The 18,220-nt window shown below is 71.4% G+C and carries 19 protein-coding genes and 1 pseudogene; 14 read left to right on the top strand and 6 right to left on the bottom strand.

What is annotated here, in order from left to right:
- From HQ603_RS01560 to HQ603_RS01550, 3 genes and pseudogenes are all read right to left on the bottom strand, one after another.
- Positions 1–1,626, bottom strand: a complete 1,626-nt coding sequence (locus HQ603_RS01560) for a Na+/H+ antiporter (protein ID WP_222682614.1) — start codon at positions 1,624–1,626, stop codon at positions 1–3.
- A 36-nt stretch (positions 1,627–1,662) separates the two neighbouring features.
- On the bottom strand, positions 1,663–1,851 hold the full coding sequence (locus tag HQ603_RS01555) for an antitoxin (RefSeq protein ID WP_068102814.1): 189 nt from the start codon (positions 1,849–1,851) through the stop codon (positions 1,663–1,665).
- A 10-nt stretch (positions 1,852–1,861) separates the two neighbouring features.
- Positions 1,862–2,470 (bottom strand): annotated as a pseudogene (locus HQ603_RS01550) (MBL fold metallo-hydrolase); the annotation flags it as partial.
- Here HQ603_RS01550 and HQ603_RS01545 point away from each other — a divergent pair.
- The 7 genes from HQ603_RS01545 (at position 2,454) to HQ603_RS01515 (ending at position 8,427) form a co-directional block, all read left to right on the top strand.
- A complete protein-coding gene (locus HQ603_RS01545; RefSeq protein WP_308126302.1) occupies positions 2,454–3,962 on the top strand; it encodes an ABC-F family ATP-binding cassette domain-containing protein in 1,509 nt (502 codons plus the stop codon). The pseudogene HQ603_RS01550 and the gene HQ603_RS01545 sit on opposite strands and share 17 nt — an antisense overlap.
- Positions 3,963–4,015: 53 nt before the next feature.
- On the top strand, positions 4,016–4,300 hold the full coding sequence (locus HQ603_RS01540; protein ID WP_068151118.1) for a helix-turn-helix transcriptional regulator: 285 nt from the start codon (positions 4,016–4,018) through the stop codon (positions 4,298–4,300).
- Positions 4,297–4,854 carry a hypothetical protein gene (locus HQ603_RS01535; RefSeq protein ID WP_222682611.1) on the top strand — a complete coding sequence of 186 codons (558 nt, stop codon included), beginning with the start codon at positions 4,297–4,299 and terminating at the stop codon, positions 4,852–4,854. Before HQ603_RS01540 ends, HQ603_RS01535 begins: the two co-directional genes overlap by 4 nt.
- Complete coding sequence (locus HQ603_RS01530; RefSeq protein WP_222682610.1) at positions 4,851–5,747, top strand: ABC transporter ATP-binding protein; 897 nt, start codon at positions 4,851–4,853, stop codon at positions 5,745–5,747. Before HQ603_RS01535 ends, HQ603_RS01530 begins: the two co-directional genes overlap by 4 nt.
- Complete coding sequence (locus HQ603_RS01525; protein ID WP_222682609.1) at positions 5,744–6,943, top strand: ABC transporter permease; 1,200 nt, start codon at positions 5,744–5,746, stop codon at positions 6,941–6,943. Before HQ603_RS01530 ends, HQ603_RS01525 begins: the two co-directional genes overlap by 4 nt.
- Positions 6,944–7,111: 168 nt before the next feature.
- Positions 7,112–7,867, top strand: a complete 756-nt coding sequence (locus HQ603_RS01520) for a type 1 glutamine amidotransferase (protein ID WP_222682608.1) — start codon at positions 7,112–7,114, stop codon at positions 7,865–7,867.
- On the top strand, positions 7,864–8,427 hold the full coding sequence (locus tag HQ603_RS01515) for a sugar O-acetyltransferase (protein ID WP_222682607.1): 564 nt from the start codon (positions 7,864–7,866) through the stop codon (positions 8,425–8,427). The genes HQ603_RS01520 and HQ603_RS01515 overlap by 4 nt, the downstream gene beginning before the upstream one ends.
- Here HQ603_RS01515 and HQ603_RS01510 read toward each other — a convergent pair whose 3' ends face one another.
- The gene (locus HQ603_RS01510) at positions 8,428–8,595 is read right to left on the bottom strand and encodes a YdeI/OmpD-associated family protein (RefSeq protein WP_261773385.1); all 168 of its coding nucleotides are present in this window, start codon (positions 8,593–8,595) and stop codon (positions 8,428–8,430) included.
- A gap of 72 nt (positions 8,596–8,667) precedes the next feature.
- On the opposite strand from HQ603_RS01510, the gene HQ603_RS01505 reads away from it, so the two are divergent.
- A complete protein-coding gene (locus HQ603_RS01505) occupies positions 8,668–10,200 on the top strand; it encodes a carboxyl transferase domain-containing protein (protein WP_222682606.1) in 1,533 nt (510 codons plus the stop codon).
- Here HQ603_RS01505 and HQ603_RS01500 read toward each other — a convergent pair.
- Positions 10,175–10,690 carry a CGNR zinc finger domain-containing protein gene (locus HQ603_RS01500; RefSeq protein WP_222676573.1) on the bottom strand — a complete coding sequence of 172 codons (516 nt, stop codon included), beginning with the start codon at positions 10,688–10,690 and terminating at the stop codon, positions 10,175–10,177. The two genes, HQ603_RS01505 and HQ603_RS01500, sit on opposite strands and share 26 nt — an antisense overlap.
- Positions 10,691–10,716: 26 nt before the next feature.
- Here HQ603_RS01500 and HQ603_RS01495 point away from each other — a divergent pair, with 26 nt between their 5' ends.
- Entirely contained in the window at positions 10,717–10,863 is a 147-nt protein-coding gene (locus tag HQ603_RS01495; protein WP_169818406.1) for a hypothetical protein, read from the top strand.
- 26 nt (positions 10,864–10,889) lie between these two features.
- Here HQ603_RS01495 and HQ603_RS01490 read toward each other — a convergent pair whose 3' ends face one another.
- Positions 10,890–11,564, bottom strand: a complete 675-nt coding sequence (locus HQ603_RS01490) for a GOLPH3/VPS74 family protein (protein WP_222676572.1) — start codon at positions 11,562–11,564, stop codon at positions 10,890–10,892.
- A gap of 192 nt (positions 11,565–11,756) precedes the next feature.
- Here HQ603_RS01490 and HQ603_RS01485 point away from each other — a divergent pair, with 192 nt between their 5' ends.
- The 5 genes from HQ603_RS01485 to HQ603_RS01465 are packed head-to-tail and all read left to right on the top strand — an operon-like array spanning position 11,757 to position 18,172.
- Positions 11,757–12,563: an SDR family oxidoreductase gene (locus tag HQ603_RS01485; RefSeq protein ID WP_068151088.1), complete on the top strand. Its 807-nt coding sequence runs from the start codon at positions 11,757–11,759 to the stop codon at positions 12,561–12,563.
- Entirely contained in the window at positions 12,560–14,053 is a 1,494-nt protein-coding gene (locus tag HQ603_RS01480) for a flavin-containing monooxygenase (RefSeq protein ID WP_222676571.1), read from the top strand. The genes HQ603_RS01485 and HQ603_RS01480 overlap by 4 nt, the downstream gene beginning before the upstream one ends.
- Positions 14,050–15,699: a phytoene desaturase family protein gene (locus tag HQ603_RS01475; protein WP_308115868.1), complete on the top strand. Its 1,650-nt coding sequence runs from the start codon at positions 14,050–14,052 to the stop codon at positions 15,697–15,699. The genes HQ603_RS01480 and HQ603_RS01475 overlap by 4 nt, the downstream gene beginning before the upstream one ends.
- Positions 15,696–16,475, top strand: a complete 780-nt coding sequence (locus HQ603_RS01470; RefSeq protein ID WP_068151085.1) for a cyclase family protein — start codon at positions 15,696–15,698, stop codon at positions 16,473–16,475. The genes HQ603_RS01475 and HQ603_RS01470 overlap by 4 nt, the downstream gene beginning before the upstream one ends.
- A 20-nt stretch (positions 16,476–16,495) precedes the next feature.
- Positions 16,496–18,172, top strand: a complete 1,677-nt coding sequence (locus HQ603_RS01465) for a thiamine pyrophosphate-binding protein (RefSeq protein ID WP_068151152.1) — start codon at positions 16,496–16,498, stop codon at positions 18,170–18,172.
- Positions 18,173–18,220: the final 48 nt, after the last annotated feature.

Genomic DNA, 18,220 nt, shown 5'->3' with positions numbered 1-18,220 from the left:
TCAGCCCCTCTCCGTGGTGAATCGCTGCAACCGTGTCTCGGTGGCCGCCTGCTCGATGTCGAGTCCGTCCAACACGGTACGCAACACTTCCTCGTCGAGTTCACCGCGATCACGCGCGTCGAGCAGCGCCTCGCGCTGCCGCACCAGCACGGTGCGGCGCCAGCGGTCGAAGGCGGCGCCCGTCGCCGAGAGCCGGTCGGCGGGCTGCTCCTCGTCCTGCGTCTCGACGGCCTCGAGGCGGGCGAGCGTGACGCGTCGGACGCGCTCGACCACCCCCTCGGCGTCGGTGCCCTTCAGCGACGCCCGGGCGTCGTCGAGACACTCGACGACGGCCTGCCGGGAGATCCGCCGCGCGAGGACGCGTTGCTGCTCGAGGTACCGGGCCTCGTCGGGATCGGCGATGTCGAGACGCCGGATGACGAGCGGCAACGTGATGCCCTGGATCAGCAACGTGCCCACCGCGACGGTGAACGCGATGGCCTGGATGACGCCGCGGCCGGGGAAGTCCGCGCCCGACGCCGTCAGGAACGGCACACCGGCCGCCGCGGCCAGGGTGACCACTCCGCGCATCCCGGCCCAGGACAGCACCAGGGTCTGGGTCCACGTCAGCTCGGAATGGGGACGCGAGCGCAGCCGGTTCGCACCGCGGCGCAGGGCGGTCCCGGCGAACAGGGCGAGCGGGCGCACGGCCATCACCAGCAGCAGCACCAGCACGCCGTAGAGGAAGACGTGGTGGACGGGCAGTCCGTCGCGTCGGATGTCGTCGACGACGAACTTCAGCTGCAGACCCATGTACGAGAAGACGAACGTCTCGAGCACCAGATCCAGCGTGGGCCACACGTGCCGTTCCTGGATCCGGGTGGGAATGGCGTCGGACCCGCGCGCCGAGCCCAACACGAACCCGGCCGTGACCACCGCGAGCACACCCGAGCAGTGCAGCTGCTCGGCGGCGAGGTAGGCGGCGAACGGGACCATGATGCCCAGCACGGTTTCGAGGGCACTGTCGGCGAGGTGACGCCGGACGAACCGGACGACGACGCCGATGACCCAGCCGACCGCGATGCCGGCGACCACCTCGAACGCGAAGAACAGAATCGGCGGTTCCAGGTCGATGCGGTTGCCCGTCACCGACGCCACCGCGATGGTGAAGAGGGTGAGAGCGGCGGCGTCGTTGACCAACGACTCGCCGGTGAGGATCGCCATCATGCGCTGCGGGAGGCCGAGCCGACGGCCGACCGCCACCGCCGAGACCGCGTCGGGCGGCGCGACCACCGCGCCGAGGACCAGGGCGGCGCCGAGGGTGAGCTCGGGGACCAACCAGGAGGAGAACCAGCCCACCGCGACGGTGGTGATCACCACCAGGCCGACGCCGAGCCGCAGGATCGCCCGCAGGTTGCGGCGGAACGACGCGAAGGAGAAGTCGATGGCCGCCGAGTACAGCAACGGCGGAAGGATCACGCCGAGAAGCAGTTCCGGCTCGAGCGCCGGCCGGGGCAGGCCCGGGACGAACGACGCGACCGAGCCCACCGCCACCAGCACCAGCGGTACCTGCAGTTCGAGTCGCCGCGCGAAACCCGCGACGACGACGGCGCCCGCGACGACGAGAAGAAGGAGCCAGCCGTCCATACGGGTCGACTACCCGGGCGCCGGTGATCTACCCGATCACTTGTCGGGGATCGCCTTCTTGGCGGCGTCCTGCACCTTGTCGATCTGCTGGGCGTACTTGCCGCCGGTCTTCTTGTCCGCGAAATCGGCAGCCTTGTCGACGGCCTGCTCGATCTTGTCGGAGTTCTGCGCAGCGGCCTGCTTGCCCTTGCCGATGAGCTTCTTCAGTTCGTCCGCGAATGCCATGCGGCCCAGTTTACGTCGTCCACCACCGTCGGCCGGGCTGCGGCCTGACGAGGTCGACGCGCTGGCCCACCATCGGCACCGTGACGGGCGTCGACACCGGCTCGGCCGCGGCGAGCAGCCGCTCCACGGGCTCGGCCCACGAGTGGAACGCGAGGTCGAAGGTCGCCCAGTGCACGGGGACGAGGACTCCGGCGTCCGCGCGGCCACCCTGCAGGTCGGCGTGCGCCCGGACGGCCTCCTCCGGATTCATGTGGATGTCCGGCCACCGGACGTCGTACGCACCGATGGGCAGCAGGGTGAGATCGAACGGCCCGAGCCGGGACCCGATGTCGCCGAACGCCTCCGTGTAGCCGGTGTCGCCGCCGAAGAACGCCCGGTGGTGCGGGCCTACCACCGACCACGACGCCCACTGGGTGGTGTCGCGAGCGAACGTGCGGCCGGAGAAGTGGCGCGCCTCGAGGCAGGTGATCCGCAGCCCGGCGACGGCGCTGCCGTCGTTCCAGTCGAGTTCGACGATGCGGTCCTCGGGCACGCCCCACCGCCGCAGGTGTGCGCCCACACCCAGGGGGACGAGGAACGGCGCCTGCTGGGTCCGCACCAGCGTGGTCACGCTGCTGACCATCGCGGCGGGCGTCTCCGACGCCGAGTACGACGGCACCGTCACCCTCACCCCGTCCGACGCCACCGTGGGGTACCTCGCCCAGGAGCCCGGCACCGTTCCGGACGAGACCGTCGCCGCATTCCTGCAGCGGCGCACCGGTGTTCGCGGCGCCGAGGACGCGATGAACGCCGCCGCCGAAGCCCTGGGCAGCGGCGACGGCGAGGACACCTACACGCCCGCGCTGGAGCGGTGGCTCGCCCTCGGCGGCGCGGACCTGGCGGAGCGGACGGACGCGGTGCTCGCCGAGCTCGGCCTGGCGGTCGACGTCGACGCGCCGATGACCTCGCTCTCCGGCGGTCAGGCCGCGCGGGTGTCCCTCGCGGCGATCCTGCTCGCCCGCTACGACGTGCTCCTGCTCGACGAGCCGACCAACGATCTCGACCTGACCGGACTCGACCGGCTCGAACGGTTCGTGGCCGACGCCCGGTGCGCCGTGATGATCGTCAGCCACGACCGAGAGTTCCTCGCCCGCACCGTCACCGGCATCGTCGAACTCGATCTCGCCCAGCAGCGCATCGCGGTGTACGACGGCGGGTACGAGGCCTACCTCGTCGAGCGCGCCGTCGCCCGTCGTCACGCCCGCGAGGAGTACGAGGAGTACGCCGACACCCGGGCGGGCCTCGAGGACCGCGCCCGCATGCAACGCAACTGGCTCGAGCACGGCGTGCGCAACGCCCGTCGTAAAGCGCCGGACAACGACAAGGCCGGACGCAAGGTCCGAGCCGAGTCGACCGAGAAGCAGGCGGCGAAAGCCCGTCAGACCCAACGCCGCATCGAGCGACTCGAGGTGGTGGAGGAGCCGCGCAAGGAGTGGGAGCTGCGGATGGAGATCGCCGCCGCGCCCCGGAGCGGGACGGTGGTGGCCACGCTGCGCGACGCGGTGATCGAACGCGATCGGTTCCGGCTCGGGCCGATCACCGCGCAGATCGACGCCGGGGATCGCATCGTCGTCACGGGCGCGAACGGATCCGGGAAAACGACTCTGCTGCACCTGATTCTGGGGCGGGTGGCGCCGACGTCGGGCTCGGTGAGTCTCGGATCTGGCGTCGCGATCGGGGAGATGGATCAGGCGCGGTCGGCCTTCGCCGGCGATCGGTCGGTGGCCCAGGTGCTCTCCGCCGCGGTGCCGGAGTGGCCGGACGCGGACGTGCGCACGCTCGTCGCCAAGTTCGGGCTGCGGGGCGACGCGGCGCTGCACCCGGCGCACACCCTCTCCCCCGGTCTGCGGACCCGAGCGAGCCTCGCCCTGCTGCAGGCGCGCGGGGTCAATCTGTTGGTGCTCGACGAGCCGACCAACCACCTGGACGTTCCCGCGATCGAGCAGCTCGAGGCGGCGCTGGCGACGTACGAGGGCACCCTGCTGCTGGTGACCCACGACCGCCGCATGTTGGACGCGGTGACCAGCACGCGCCGGTGGACCGTCGACCGAGGGCAACTGCGGGAGGACTGACCTTTCTGTCGGCAGGGTTGACAAGTCGTTGGGTTTTTACAACACTTCGATGCATGAGCCCGGTCAAGCGGGGAACAACCCTCCCCATTCACAACCGCATCGGCGTCCTGCGCGCCGAACGGCGCATGACGCGAGCGCAGCTGGCCGACCTGGTGGAGGTCAATCCCCAGACCGTCGGCGCACTCGAGCGTGGTGACCACTACCCGAGCCTCGACCTCGCCCTGCGCATCTGCGACGTCTTCGACCTCCCCGTCGAAGCCGTCTTCTCCCGTACCGAGTTCGGCCCCCTGTCGGCCGAGGTCTATCGACGCCCGACCACGACGGAAGGTGAACGATGAGCGACACCGTGTTCGACCGCTACCAGGCGCGCCGCACTCGGAAGTACCTGCGGCATCAGGAACAGACCGCGCACTGGCTGCCGGGGTGGCGCACCCACTCCCGGCGGCGGTTGCTCGTCGTCCTGATGGGCGTCGTGTTCGCCGCCATGATCGCCGCGGGGGTGGCGACGGCATTCGCCCCCGGCGCCGGTGTCCTGGCCTTCGCCGCACTGTGCGTCGTCTTCATCCCGGTATGGACGACCCTGCAGATCGTCTCCGAGCGCGGAGACAGTCCCACCGGTGCACTCGACGAGCGAGAACTGGCCCAGCGCAACGAGGCTCGGTCCCTCGCCCTGACGATCACCCAGACCCTCACCCTCGTCCCGACGTTCTACCTCTACCTCGGATCGCAGTGGTCCTCGATGGACGGGACCACCCTGGCGGCCTCGGGCTCGATCCTGGTACTCGCGTGCCTGTTGATCGGCGGCTGCAGTGCCACCGCCGTGTTGGCGTGGACACGACCCGACCCGGACCCCGAGGATGACACGGACACCTATCGAAAGGGCACGGCATGAACGGCTCCACCCTCGAGATCGACGGCCTGCGCAAGCGCTACGGAGACACCGTGGCTCTCGACGGCGTGGGCTTCACCGTCCATCCCGGTGAGGTGTTCGGCTTCGTCGGCAGCAACGGTGCCGGCAAGACCACCACGATGCGCATCACCCTCGGCGTCCTGGCCGCCGACGCCGGCGAGGCCCGCCTGAACGGTCGGCCCATCGACCTCGAGGTGCGGCGCACCGTCGGCTACATGCCCGAGGAACGCGGCCTCTACCCGAAGATGAAGGTGGGCAACCAACTTCGCTACCTCGCCGAGTTGCACGGACTCTCCCGAGCCGACGCCACGACGGCGGTGCAGCGGTGGACCGAGCGACTCGGCATCGACGGACGCGTGAACGACACCGTCGACTCGCTGTCCCTGGGCAACCAACAGCGCGTGCAGCTCGCCGCCGCTCTGGTGCACAATCCGGCCGTGCTGGTGCTCGACGAGCCGTTCTCCGGTCTCGACCCGGTGGCCGTCGACACCATGAGCGACGTGTTGCTCGAGAAGGCGAATGCCGGTGTGCCCGTGCTGTTCTCCAGCCACCAGCTCGACCTGGTGCAGCGGCTGTGCCACCGCGTCGGCATCATCGGCGGCGGACGCATGAAAGCCGTCGGCCCGGTCGACGAACTGCGCGGCCGCGACGGCACCACCCTCACCGTGCACGCCCCTGCCGCCCCCGCCGGCTGGGCCGATCACCTTCCCGGCGTCACGACCGTCTCCCACGAGAACGGCCGCACCGCACTGGCACTCGACGACAGCGCCGACGATCAGGCCGTCCTCGCCGCCGCCCTCGCCACCGGCCCGGTGCACGAGTTCGCTCGCACCCTCCCCTCCCTCACCGATCTGTACCGAGAGGTCGTCGCATGAACGAGCAACTGTCGTCGGGCCGCGCGATCGCCCTGGTCGCCCGTCGTGAATTCGACGTCCAGGTCCGCAAGAAGAGCTTCCTCGTCTCCAACGCCATCGTGCTGCTCGTCATCATCGGCGGCATCGTCGCCTTCTCCTTCTTCTCCGGCGGTGACGACGCCCCGGAGCGCGCCCCCGTCGGCGTCGTCGGCACCACCGCCCTCGGCGACACCATCACCGCCGTCGGCGACCAACTCGGCACACCCGTCGACGTCCGTGCCCTGACCGACGCGGACAGTGCCCGCGCCGAGGTCGAGAACGGCACCGTCGACGTCGCCGTCGTTCCCGGACAGGCCGGCGCGGTCACCGCCATCACCAAGGAGGAGGTGACCGGCGGCCTGAGGACCGTGTTGGACAGTGCCGTCGCCACGCAGGCGCAGAACGACGCACTCACCGCCGAGGGCGTCGATCCCGGGGCCGTCGCCAGGGCGGCCGCCGGGGCCACCGTCACCGTCGACGCCCTCGACCCGCCCGACGAGGACCGCGGGCAGCGCCTCGCCCTCAGCTTCGTCGCCGTCATCCTGCTGTACACGCAGATCATCACCTTCGGCATGTACGTCGCCATGGGTGTGGTCGAGGAGAAGTCCTCACGCGTGGTCGAACTGCTGCTGTCCACCGTGCGACCGCTGCAGTTGCTGTGGGGCAAGGTGCTCGGCATCGGCGCCGTCGGCCTGGTGCAGCTGGCCGCCTACGGTGCGGCGGGCCTGATCGCCGGCACCACCACCGGCGTCCTCACCGTCACCGGCGCCGCCGTCGGCGTGTTCGTCTCCACCCTCGGCTGGTTCGTGCTCGGCTACGCGTTCTTCGCGGTGCTCTACGCCGCCGGCGGGTCCATGGTGTCCCGACAGGAGGACGTGAACTCGACGACGATGCCCCTGCTGATCGTCATCCTCGCCATGTTCTTCGCGGCGTTCTCCTCCATCGACGACCCGTCCGGCACCCTGCCGACCGTGCTGTCCTGGATCCCGCCGTTCTCCGCGATCCTCATGCCGCTCCGCATCGCCGCCGGGGTCGCCGAGCCGGTGCAGATCGTCGGCACCATCGTGCTGATGATCCTCGCGACCCTCCTCCTCGCCGTCGTCGCGGCGAAGGTCTACCAGCGCTCGATCCTGCGCATCGGGCGGACCGTGTCGTGGAAGGAAGCCCTCGGGCGGTGACGGTGGTCGGGTTGCGGTCGGGTGGGCCGGCCGCAACCCGCGCAGGTTCCCACCACCCTCACCGGTTGCAACCCGCGCACCTGACCGGAACCCGCGCAACGTCCCCTTGGCCACTGTGGTTCAGTCTGAGCTCAGGGCGCACCCCGGCGCCCGGATGGGAGGCAGGGTGTGAGGCCCACCGTTCTCGTGGTGCAACCCGACCCCCGCGTCGGCCTGGACAGGTTCGAGGGCTGGTTGGAGGAGGCGGACCTCGACCTCGAGGTGGTGCGCCCCTACGACGGCGACGACGTCCCCCCGGCCGACCGGCACGGCGGCATCATCGTGCTCGGCGGGTACGCCAGCGCCCACGACGACGAGCTGCACCCCTGGCTGGAGAGCATCCGCGCGCTGATCCGTGACGCGGCGGTGATAGAGGTTCCGACCCTGGGCATCTGCCTCGGCGGTCAGCTGGTCGCGGACGCCCTGGGCGGACGGGTGACGGTGGGCGACGGGCCGTCCGAGATCGGGGCGGTGCAGCTCGACCTGATCGACGTCGACGACGATGCCCTGTTCCACGACCTCGGGCCGACGCTGCTCGTGGCCGAGCACCACTACGACCGCATCGCGCGTCTGCCCGACGGCGCCCGGCTGCTCGCCACGTCCGATCGCTACGAGCATCAGGCGTTTCGGGTGGGCCGCGCGATGTGGGGTGTGCAGTTCCACCCGGAGGTCTCGCCCGCGCGCTTCGAGCGGTGGGTCGCCGATTCCCGGGCTGCGGCACCGGACGAGACGGGCCGGCTCACCGCCGCGGTCGAGGACCTGGTGGCGACCGACGCGGTGATCGAATCGGGGTCCGCCGTCCTCGCCCGCCGGTTCGCCGACATCGTCAACGGCCACCGTCGCATCCCGGCAGCCGCCACCACCACCGCAGGCGCACACCGATGACCGGACAGAAAGCACGCATGCTCGCCGGTGAGCTCTACCGCGCCGACGATCCCGAGCTGCAGGCCGACGCACTGCGGGCGGCGGAACTCGTGCACAGCTACAACCACTCGACCCCCGGGGACGCCGCCGGCCGCCGCGCGCTGCTCGAGGAGTTGCTCGACGAGGTCGGCGACGACGTCGAGATCCGGCCACCCCTGCACGCCGACTACGGGTACGGAATCCGCATCGGGACAGGAACGTTCGTGAACGTCGGCGCGGTCATGCTCGACGTCGCCCGCATCACGATCGGGGCGGACTGCCAGATCGGGCCGAACGTCCAGCTCCTCACCGCGACCCATCCCCTCGAACCCGCTGCCCGACGGGCGAAGTGGGAGTCCGCGAAGCCGATCACGCTGGGCGACAACGTCTGGCTGGGCGGCGGCGTCATCGTCTGCGCGGGCGTCACCATCGGGGAGAACACCGTGGTCGGAGCCGGAGCGGTGGTGACGACGGACCTGCCGCCGAACGTGGTCGCGGTCGGCACGCCGGCGCGGGTGGTCAAGGACCTCCCGACGAGCTGATCAGGACTCGCGGAGTGCGGCCACCACGGCGGCCACGCGGCGAGCGCGGGTGTCGTCCCGCTTCGCGTCCGCGACGGAGCGGGCGTGCTCCTTGCGGGCCCGCACGGCCTTGTTCAGCCCGACGAGGTTCTCGCCACCCATCCGTCCGATCCGGACGCGCACGGTCACTCCCCCGATGGTCACCCACACGGGCGGGGTCTTGGCGGAGCCGAGGCCGCCGCGCGCGCGATACTGCTCCCCGTGACGGTCTCCGCGCGCGCACTGATCGACCTCGTGGTCGACCCCGGCACCTACGTCTCCCTCGACGAGCCCCCGACGTACGGGCCGGTGTCCGACGCCTACCGCGCCGACCTCGCGCGCGCCCGCGAGCGCAGCGGGGTCGACGAGTCCGTCCTCACCGGCGACGCGACCGTCGGCGGGACGCCGGTGACCCTGATCGTCGGCGAGTTCTCCTTCCTCGCGGGATCGATCGGTCACGCCGCGGCGGAACGCATCACCGCCGCGATCGAGCACGCGACGGCGGCGGGACGCCCCCTGATCGCCTCGCCGTCGTCGGGCGGAACGCGCATGCAGGAGGGGACGGTCGCGTTCGTCCGGATGATCACCGTCACCGCGGCCGTCACCGAACACCGCCGGGCCGGGCTGCCCTACCTGGTGTATCTGCGCCACCCGACCACCGGCGGGGTGTTCGCGTCCTGGGGGTCGCTGGGGCATCTGACGTTCGCGGAACCCGGTGCGCTGGTGGGCTTCCTGGGCCCGCGCGTCTACGAAGCGCTGTACGGAGCGCCGTTCCCAGAGGGGGTGCAGACGGCCGAGAACCTGGCCCGCACGGGCGTGCTCGACGCCGTGATCGAGCCCGCGGTCCTCCGCGACACTCTCCAGCGGGTCCTGGCGGTGACGACGCCGGCGGCACCGGCGCCCGCGCCCCCGCCGCCGGGGCACGCCGCCGAACCGGCCGCGGCGGGGTCCGCGTGGCAGTCGGTCGTCGAGAGCCGGCGGCCCGACAGACCGGGTGTGCGAGACCTTCTCGCGGTGGCGGCCGACGACGTGACTCTGCTCAGCGGCACGGGACAGGGCGACGTCGACCGCACGGTGGTGTCCGCCCTGGCCCGGTTCCGCGGGCACCCGTGCGTCGTCTTCGGGCAGGACCGGGCCGGCCAGACACCCGAGCACACGATGGGGCCGGGTGCGTTGCGCGAGGCTCGTCGGGCGATGCGGCTGGCGGAGGAGCTCCGGCTGCCCCTGGTCACCGTGATCGACACGCTCGGCGCGTCGCTGTCCCGCGAGGCCGAGGAGCGGGGCCTGGCGCCCGAGATCGCCCGGTGCATCGCCGATCTGGTCACGCTCCGCACGCCGACGGTGTCGGTGCTGCTCGGCCAGGGCACGGGCGGCGGCGCCCTCGCCCTGCTGCCGGCGGACCGCACCGTCGCTGCCGCCCACGCCTGGCTCGCCCCGTTGCCGCCGGAAGGGGCGAGCGCGATCGTCCACCGGGACACCGCTCATGCCGCGGAACTGGCCGAGGCACAGGGCATTCGGGCCACCGACCTTCGGGCGAGCGGCGTCGTCGACACGGTCGTCGACGAGGGCACCGACGGGGGCACCGACGAGCGCGTCGACGAGAGCACAGCCGCCGGAACGTTCCTCACCCGCATGGGCGACGCGGTGGCGCGCGAGCTCGCCGCGATCACCGAGCTCGACGACGACGCGCGCGCCGCGGCCCGACGACGGCGCTTCCGTCACCTCGGCGTCAGGTTCGCGCCCGATGGCGCCTGACGGCGTCGCGATTGGAACACACCGTGCCGCAGTACCGTTGGCGGCCGGTGCGCGAGAAGTCGGCGTAGACCCTGGTGCAGTCGGCTGCGGCGCAGCGCCCCAACCGGTGCATCCCGCGGCCCACCAGATGCAGCGCGGTGCCGACGCTGACGAGCGCCCGGACCACGTCGGCGAGCGGGAGGTCCGGGTCGCGGTAGTGCAGGTGCCACCCGTCGCCGGCGTGGTCGGTCAGACGCGGGTACGCCGAGGTCTGGGCGAGCAGGGCGTTGAGCGCCTCGGCGCGCCGGGTGTCCGTCGGGGCGTCGACGACACCGATCCATTCGGTGAGGAACGCGCGGGCCCGATCGAGGTCGGTGTGGGCCGAGACCGTGTCGTCGGACATGCCGGCGTCGAGGCAAGTTTGCTCGAAGTCGGCGACCGTCGCGGGTGGGTCGTTCACGAGGTCGACGGCCATCCGCACCGCGTACTCGCCGTAAGGGTTGAGGTGCACAAGGCCATTACAGCAGACTCGGCGTCATGACCACCACCATCGCCTGCCTGCACCGCTGGACCGAGCTGTCCCGGCACGGAACGAGCGAGGGCGTCGTGATCTACGAACGCTGCCACTGCGGCGAGAACCGCATCGTGACAGCGACTCTCGTCCGATCGGCCACGACGGCGTAGACCCGGTCAGGACGTCGTGGACCCGGTCAGGACGACGTGGTGACGATGGTCGGAACCATCACCGCCACCGCGACGGCGGACCACACGTCCTCCACCGCCCTGCGGACGGCCTCGGACGCCCACTGACCCTCGGCGATCTCCGCCGCCCGCTTCTTGATGGACCGCTTGTCCGCGCCGGGAAAGACCTTCGGCACGGCGTCGATGGACGACAGCAGCGCCACCAGCGCGCAGGTCCGCGCATCGGGATCCCGCCCGTCCACCAGCACCCACTGCAACGTCTCGCGAACCCGAGCCTCGTGCACGGTGTCCCGCGCCGGCCAGGACGTCGTGGGGAAGAGTCCCAGCACCCGCCCCTTCTGCTCGTCGACGAAACCGCGGTCGATCACCCGCGCCAGCACCTTCTCGTGCATCGCCTTGTGCAGCTTCTCCACGGCGCTCTTCGGCGTCATGGGCCGCTTGGCCCCGTCGATCGCGGCCACCGCCTCCTGCAGAATCGGCTCGTCCGGCCGTGGACCCCGCACGGCGAGGCGCCCCTTCTTCACGTCCTCGCCGTCCTGCGCGACCGTGACCACGCCGGACATCGCGAGCTCGAGGATCACGGCCCCCGCCACCGCCCGCGGAAGCTTGGTGCTGTCGACCACGGGCTTTCCCGAGCCGTCGTCCAGCAGGAGCAGCAGCAGATCCTCGGCGATCAGGGTCATGGCTCGACCTTACGGACCCCCGACGCGGAACGGGAGAGCCCTGCGCGACGGACCTGCCGGCGCGATCCGGACGACGACGGCGCGAAACGGATAGTGCCGTTGCCGGACCGTCCGTAACGTCCGCCGCCATCAGTGATCCACGACACGTGATCGGGCCCCCGATCGCGGCGTCACACGGATGGAGGAGGACGAATGACAGCAGTCGATCTCACCGGGCGGACCGCCGTCGTCACCGGCGGCGCCACCCTGCTCGGGCGGGGCGTCGTCGCTGCCCTGGCCGACTCGGGAGCGACCGTCGTGATCGCCGACATCGACGACGAGAACGGCGAGCGCGCAGCCGCCGAGTCGGGCGAGTCGGTGACGTTCCGCCACCTCGACGTCACCGACGACGCAGCTGTGCGCGCGTTCGTCGCGGCCGTCGTCGACGCCCACGGAGGCCTCGACATCGTGGTCAACCTCGCCGCGGTCTACCTCGACGACGGCTTCGCCACCCCACGGGCCGACTGGCTGACCGCCCTCGACGTCAACGTCGTCTCGATGGTCGCGCTGGTCCAGGCCGCCCATCCGCACCTGGTCGCCTCACCGCATGCCGCCGTCGTCAACTTCACGTCGATCTCCAGTTCGGTCGCGCAGACCGGACGCTGGGTCTACCCCGCGTGCAAGGCCGCGATCGCGCAGCTGACGCGCTCGATGGCGATGGACCTCGCCCCCGACGGTATCCGCGTCAACTCGGTCAGCCCCGGGTGGACGTGGTCCGCGATCATGGACGGCCTGTCGGGCGGCGACCGCGCGAAGACCGACCGCGTGGCCGCACCCTTCCACCTCACAGGGCGCGTGGGCGATCCGCGAGAAGTCGGCGACGTCGTCGCCTTCCTCGCCTCCGACGCCGCCTCCGTCGTCACGGGGGCCGACTGGGCCGCCGACGGCGGCTACTCCGCCATGGGTCCGGAACGTGCCGTGCCCGCCATTCCCCAACTCGCCGAACAGGATCCCGCATGACCACCGCACCTCGACTGCTCGTCGGCATCGTCGGCGCCGGTTTCGCCGGCCTGTCCACAGCACGCGTCCTCACCGAACTCGGCCACGACGTCGTCGTCTGGGAGAAGGCCCCCGACGTCGGCGGCGTGTGGAGCGCCACGCGTCGCTACCCGGGTCTGAAGACCCAGAACAACAAGGGCACCTACGCATTGTCCGAGATGCCGATGCCGAAGCACTACCCGGAATGGCCGTCGGGAGAACAGGTTCAGGCCTACCTGGAGAACTACGCCCGGAAGTTCGGCATCCTCTCGGCCGTCGAGTGCAGCACCGAGGTGGTCTCCGCGACCCCCGCGGCGACCGGCGGCTGGGACGTGACGACGGCGAGCGAGAAGGGCACCGACACCCGCCACGTCGACCACCTGGTGCTCGCGAGCGGCATCTTCTCCGAGCCGTTCGTCCCGCCGTTCGAGGGACGCGAGGACTTCCTCGCCGCCGGCGGCGAGATCATGCCCGCGGGCGATCTCCACCACCTCGATCAGGTGGCCGGCAAGCACGCGATGGTGGTGGGCTACGGAAAGTCCGCCTGCGACATCACCGTCGAGGTCGCCGGCGTCGCCGCGTCGACCACCGTCGTGGCCCGCGAACTGTTGTGGAAGCTCCCCCGCAAGATCAAGGGCGTCCTGAACTACAAGTACCTCATGCTCACCCGACTCGGCGAGGGCATCTTCCGTTACCACACGGTGAGCGGCGTCGAGCGTCTGCTGCACGCGCGGAACTCGTTGATCGCGGGCAACATGGTCGACAGCGTGGGCTCGGTGACCACCAAGCAGCTGCAGCTCGAGAAGCTCGGCCTCGTCCCGCTGGGCACGTTCGCCGACATCGCCCGCGCCACCGTGTCGTTGGTCACCGAGGGCTTCTTCGAGGCCGTCGCCGACGGGCGCATCGACGTTCGTCGCGACACCACCGTCACCCGACTGCTCGAGAAGGACGGGAAGCCGCACGCCGAACTCTCCGACGGCTCGATCGTTCGCACCGACGTGATCCTGGCCGCGACGGGCTGGCGTCAGACCATCCCGTTCCTGCCGGACGAGGTGCTGAACCGGTTCACCGACGAGCGTGGCGACTACGTGCTCTACCGCCAGATCCACCCGGTGGGGGTGGACGATCTGAGCTTCGCCGGCTACAACTCGTCGTTCTTCTCCCCGCTCTCCGCCGAGGTGTCGGCGCTGTGGATCGGCTCCCTGCTCGGCGGCAACCACACCCTGCCGAGCGACGACGAGATGCGTCAGCAGGTGGCCACCCGCCTGCGGTGGATGCGCGAACGCACTCGCGGGAACCACGCGCGCGGCACCAACGTCATTCCGTTCTCGGTGCACAACATCGACGAGACGCTCTCGGACATCGGTCTCGGTGTCTCGCGCCTGACCAAGGCGAAGGAATGGCTCCTGCCGATCAACCCGAGTGACTACCGTGACCTCGTGCAGAAGCTGAAGAAGCGAGTGCGGCGGTGACAGCAGCTCACCCGGGCCCCGCGGCGGAGACGGTGGACGCCGTCGTCGTCGGTGCGGGCATCAACGGCATGGTGGCCGCCGCGGAACTGGCGGGCGCCGGCTGGTCCGTGGCGCTGGTCGACGAGCGAGATCGGTTGGGCGGCTTCGTCGCCTCCGACGAGCTGACCCGTCCCGGGCACGTCCACGACACGTTCAGCTCCTGGCATCCGCTCTTCGTGACCGGTGGCGCGTACGCGGACCTCGGACCCGATCTGCACCGACACGGCCTCGCGTACTCCAACACCGACGGCGCGGTCACCGCGGGACTCTCCGACCGGGGCACGGTGGTGGCCCATCGCGATCCGACGGTGACGGCGGAGACCTTCGAACACCACGAGGATCGGCGCGCGTACGCCGACATGCTGGCCGAGCTCGAGTCGTGGGCACCGCACGCGTTCGGCGCGCTGGGGTCGGAACTGCGACCGCTCGACCTCGCCCGACTCGGCGCCGGCGCGCTACGGGCACTCGGGCGGGACGGCAGCACGGACTTCGTCCGGGTCGCGCTGCAGAGCGGACGCGGCTACGTCCGAGAGCGGTTCCGCGGCTGGGAAGTCGACCAGCTGTGGTCGCCGTGGCTCCTGCACGCGGGCCTGTCCCCCGATCACGCGACCGGCGGGCTGATGCTGCCGATCATGGCGTTCAGCATGCACGCCGCGGGACTGCCGGTGGTCACCGGCGGCGCCGGGGAATTCACCGCCGCGTTCGGGAGGCTGCTCGCCGAGCGAGGAGTCACCGTGGCCCTCGGCGAACCGGTGTCGCACATCGACGTCGCCGACGGTCGGGCCGTCGGGGTCCGCGTCGGTGACCGGCGGATCGCCGCGCGACGAGCCGTGCTCGCGTCGTCGTCCACGCCGCGTCTGTACCAGGAGTTGCTGGGCGCCGACGTCGCCCCGCCCGCCGGTCGACGCGCCGCGGCGCGACACCGCCCCGGCCGGGCCGCGATGCAGATCCATCTGGCCCTCGACCGCCCGGTGTCGTGGACGGACACCCGGCTGCGGGAGGTCCCGCTGATTCACGTCGGGGACGGCGCCGGGAGCACCGGAATCGCCTGTGCGCAGGCCGAATCCGGGCTGTTGCCGGCCGACCCCACCGTGGTGGTCGGACAACAGGACGTTCTCGATCCGTCCCGCTCTCCCGCGGGTGCGTCCACTCTGTGGGTCCAGCTGCAGGAGGTGCCGTGGGCGCCGATCGGCGACGCGGCCGGCGCGATCGCGGTCGACGGGTCCTGGACCGAGTCCGTCACCGCCGCCTACGTCGACCGGGTCCTCGCCCGCATCGAGCGGTACGCGCCCGGCCTGCGCGCGTCGGTCACCGGCACGGCGGTGCTGACGCCCACGGACCTCACCGCCGCCAATGCCAATGCCGTGCACGGCGATCCGTACGGCGGCGCCGCCGAGATCGACCAGTCGCTGCTGTGGCGGCCGGGTACCGGCACCGGGCACCGCACCGGCATCGACGGGCTGTTCCACATCGGGGCGTTCACCCACCCGGGTCCCGGATTGGGCGGTGGCTCCGGCCATCTCGTCGCCCAGCAGCTGATCGCCCCCTCCCCGACCACCCGCGTGGCCACCCGGCTGCGCGGTCTGACCGAAAGGTTCCGGCCATGACCACCACCCTGGACAGCCTGCTCTCCGACCTCGCCTCGGGCGCCGTCCACGTCGTCGACCTCACCGCCCCGCTGTCGCCCTCGACCCCGGTCCTGCAGTTGCCGGCGCCGTTCGCGAACACGATTCCGCTCTCGCTGGAACCGGTCAGCAACTTCGACGACGACGGCCCCGGCTGGGGGTGGAACAACATCCACACCGGCGAGCACACCGGCACCCACGTCGACGCTCCGGCGCACTGGGCGACGGGCCGCGACGGGCACACCGTCGACACCATTCCGCCCGGCCGCCTGGTCGGTCCCGCCGTGGTGCTCGACTTCCGTGACGAGGTCTCCCGCGATCCCGACTTCCTGCTCGAGCCCGCGCATCTCGACGCCCACGTCGCCGAGCACGGTCCGTTGCCGGACGGCGCGTGGTTGGTCTTCCGGACCGGCTGGAGTGCCCGCAACCACGACGCCGACGCGTTCCTCAACGCCGACGACTCCGGCCCGCACACCCCCGGGGTCTCCGTGGCCGGCGCCGAGTGGCTGGCGGCGTCGTCGATCACCGGATTCGCCGTCGAGACCGTCGGGGTCGACGCCGGCCAGGCGGGCGGCATGGACCCGATGTTCCCGGTGCACTACCACCTGCTCGGCGCCGACAAGTACGGCCTGACGCAGCTGCAGAACCTCGACCGACTGCCTGCGACCGGGGCCGTCCTGGTGGCCTCCCCGCTGCCGATCGTCGGCGGAACCGGCTCGCCCGCACGCGTGCTCGCGTTCGTGCCGGGGGCGGCGTGAGCACCGCGACGGCAACGGCCGTGCCCACCGCTGCGCCCACCGCGGTGCCCACCGCCACGGTCGCCGACGTCGTCGCGCAGGTACTGACCGAGCTCGGTGTCGGCCACGCGTTCGGGGTGGTGGGCAGCGGCAACTTCGCCGTCACCAACGCCCTGATCGCACGCGGCGTGCCGTTCACCGCGGCCCGACACGAGGGCGGCGCGGCGTCGATGGCCGACGGCTACAGCCGCTTCTCCGCGCACCCGGGCGTCCTCACCCTGCACCAGGGATGCGGACTGACCAACGCCGTCACCGGAATAGGCGAGGCGGCCAAGAGTCGAACGCCGATGATCGTGCTCACCGCGGACGTGGCGGCATCGAGCCGCCTGTCGAACTTCCGCATCGATCAGGACGCGCTGGCCCTGTCCGTGGGCGCGGTGCCCGAGCGCGTGCACTCCGCCGAGACGGCGGTCGCGGACGTCACCCGGGCCTGGCAGACCGCGGTGCACGGTCGCCGCACCGTCGTGGTGAGCCTGCCGCTCGACGTGCAGGCGTCGCCGGCCCCCGAGACGACGACGGTGCGCCGACCCGTCGCCCCCGCCCCGGTGCGGCCGGCGGACTCGGCCGTGCGGGAGCTCGTTCGGCTGATCGACGAGTCGGAGCGACCGGTCTTCGTCGCCGGCCGCGGTGGGCGGAACGCGGGCGACGAGATCGCCGCGCTGGCCGATCGCGTCGGCGCGCTGGTGGCCACGTCGGCCGTCGCGAACGGCCTCTTCCGCGGGCACGAGTTCGATCTCGGCATCTCGGGCGGATTCTCCGCACCGCTGACGGCCGAATTGATCTCGAACGCCGACCTGATCGTGGGGTGGGGGTGCGCGCTCAACATGTGGACGATGCGGCACGGCTCCCTCATCGGGGAGAACACCCGCGTGGTGCAGATCGACGACACCGCCGAGGCCCTCGGCGCCCACCGCCCGGTGACGCTGGGCATCCACGGGGACTGCCGGGCGACGGCCGCCGACGTCCTGGCTGCCGTCGGTGACACCGCGCAGCGCTACCGGACGGCGGAGGTGTCGGCCCGCCTCGCGGAGCGCCGGTGGTGGAACGACACCCCCACCGAGAATCTGTCCACCGCGGACACGATCGATCCGCGGGTGTTCTCGGCCGAACTGGACCGGCTGCTGCCGGCGGAACGACTGGTGGCGATCGACTCGGGGAACTTCATGGGGTACCCGTCGACGTACCTGCGTGTGCCCGATCACCACTCGTTCTGCTTCACGCAGGCCTTCCAGTCGATCGGCCTGGGCCTTGCCAGCGGACTCGGCGCGGCGCTCACCCGCCCCGATCGACTGCCCGTGATCGGCACCGGTGACGGCGGGTTCCTCATGGGGATCGCCGAGCTCGAGACGGCGGTGCGGCTGGGCACTCCGCTGGTGATCGCGGTGTACGACGACGCCGCGTACGGCGCCGAGGTGCACCACTTCGCGGGCCCGGACCACGCCGACGACGTCGATCTGTCGACGGTCACGTTCCCGGACGTCGACATCGCCGCGGTGGCGCGCGGCTACGGCGCCACGGGAGTCACCGTGCGGACGACGGCGGACCTCGCGCCGGTCGCGGAGTGGCTCCGATCCCCGCAGGGTGTTCTGGTCATCGACGCCAAGATCGCGCCCGACGGCGGCGCCTGGTGGCTCGCGGAGGCATTCCGGGGCCACTGACCGTGCGGCTTATGACAGTTTTTCGACGATCGAAACATCGACGCAACA

Origin of the sequence: Rhodococcoides corynebacterioides, assembly GCF_019834675.1 — a bacterium.
GTDB classification, from domain to species: domain Bacteria; phylum Actinomycetota; class Actinomycetes; order Mycobacteriales; family Mycobacteriaceae; genus Rhodococcoides; species Rhodococcoides corynebacterioides_A.
The sequence above is the reverse complement of the archived record's forward strand: the minus strand, read 5'-3'. Positions and strand labels throughout refer to the sequence as shown.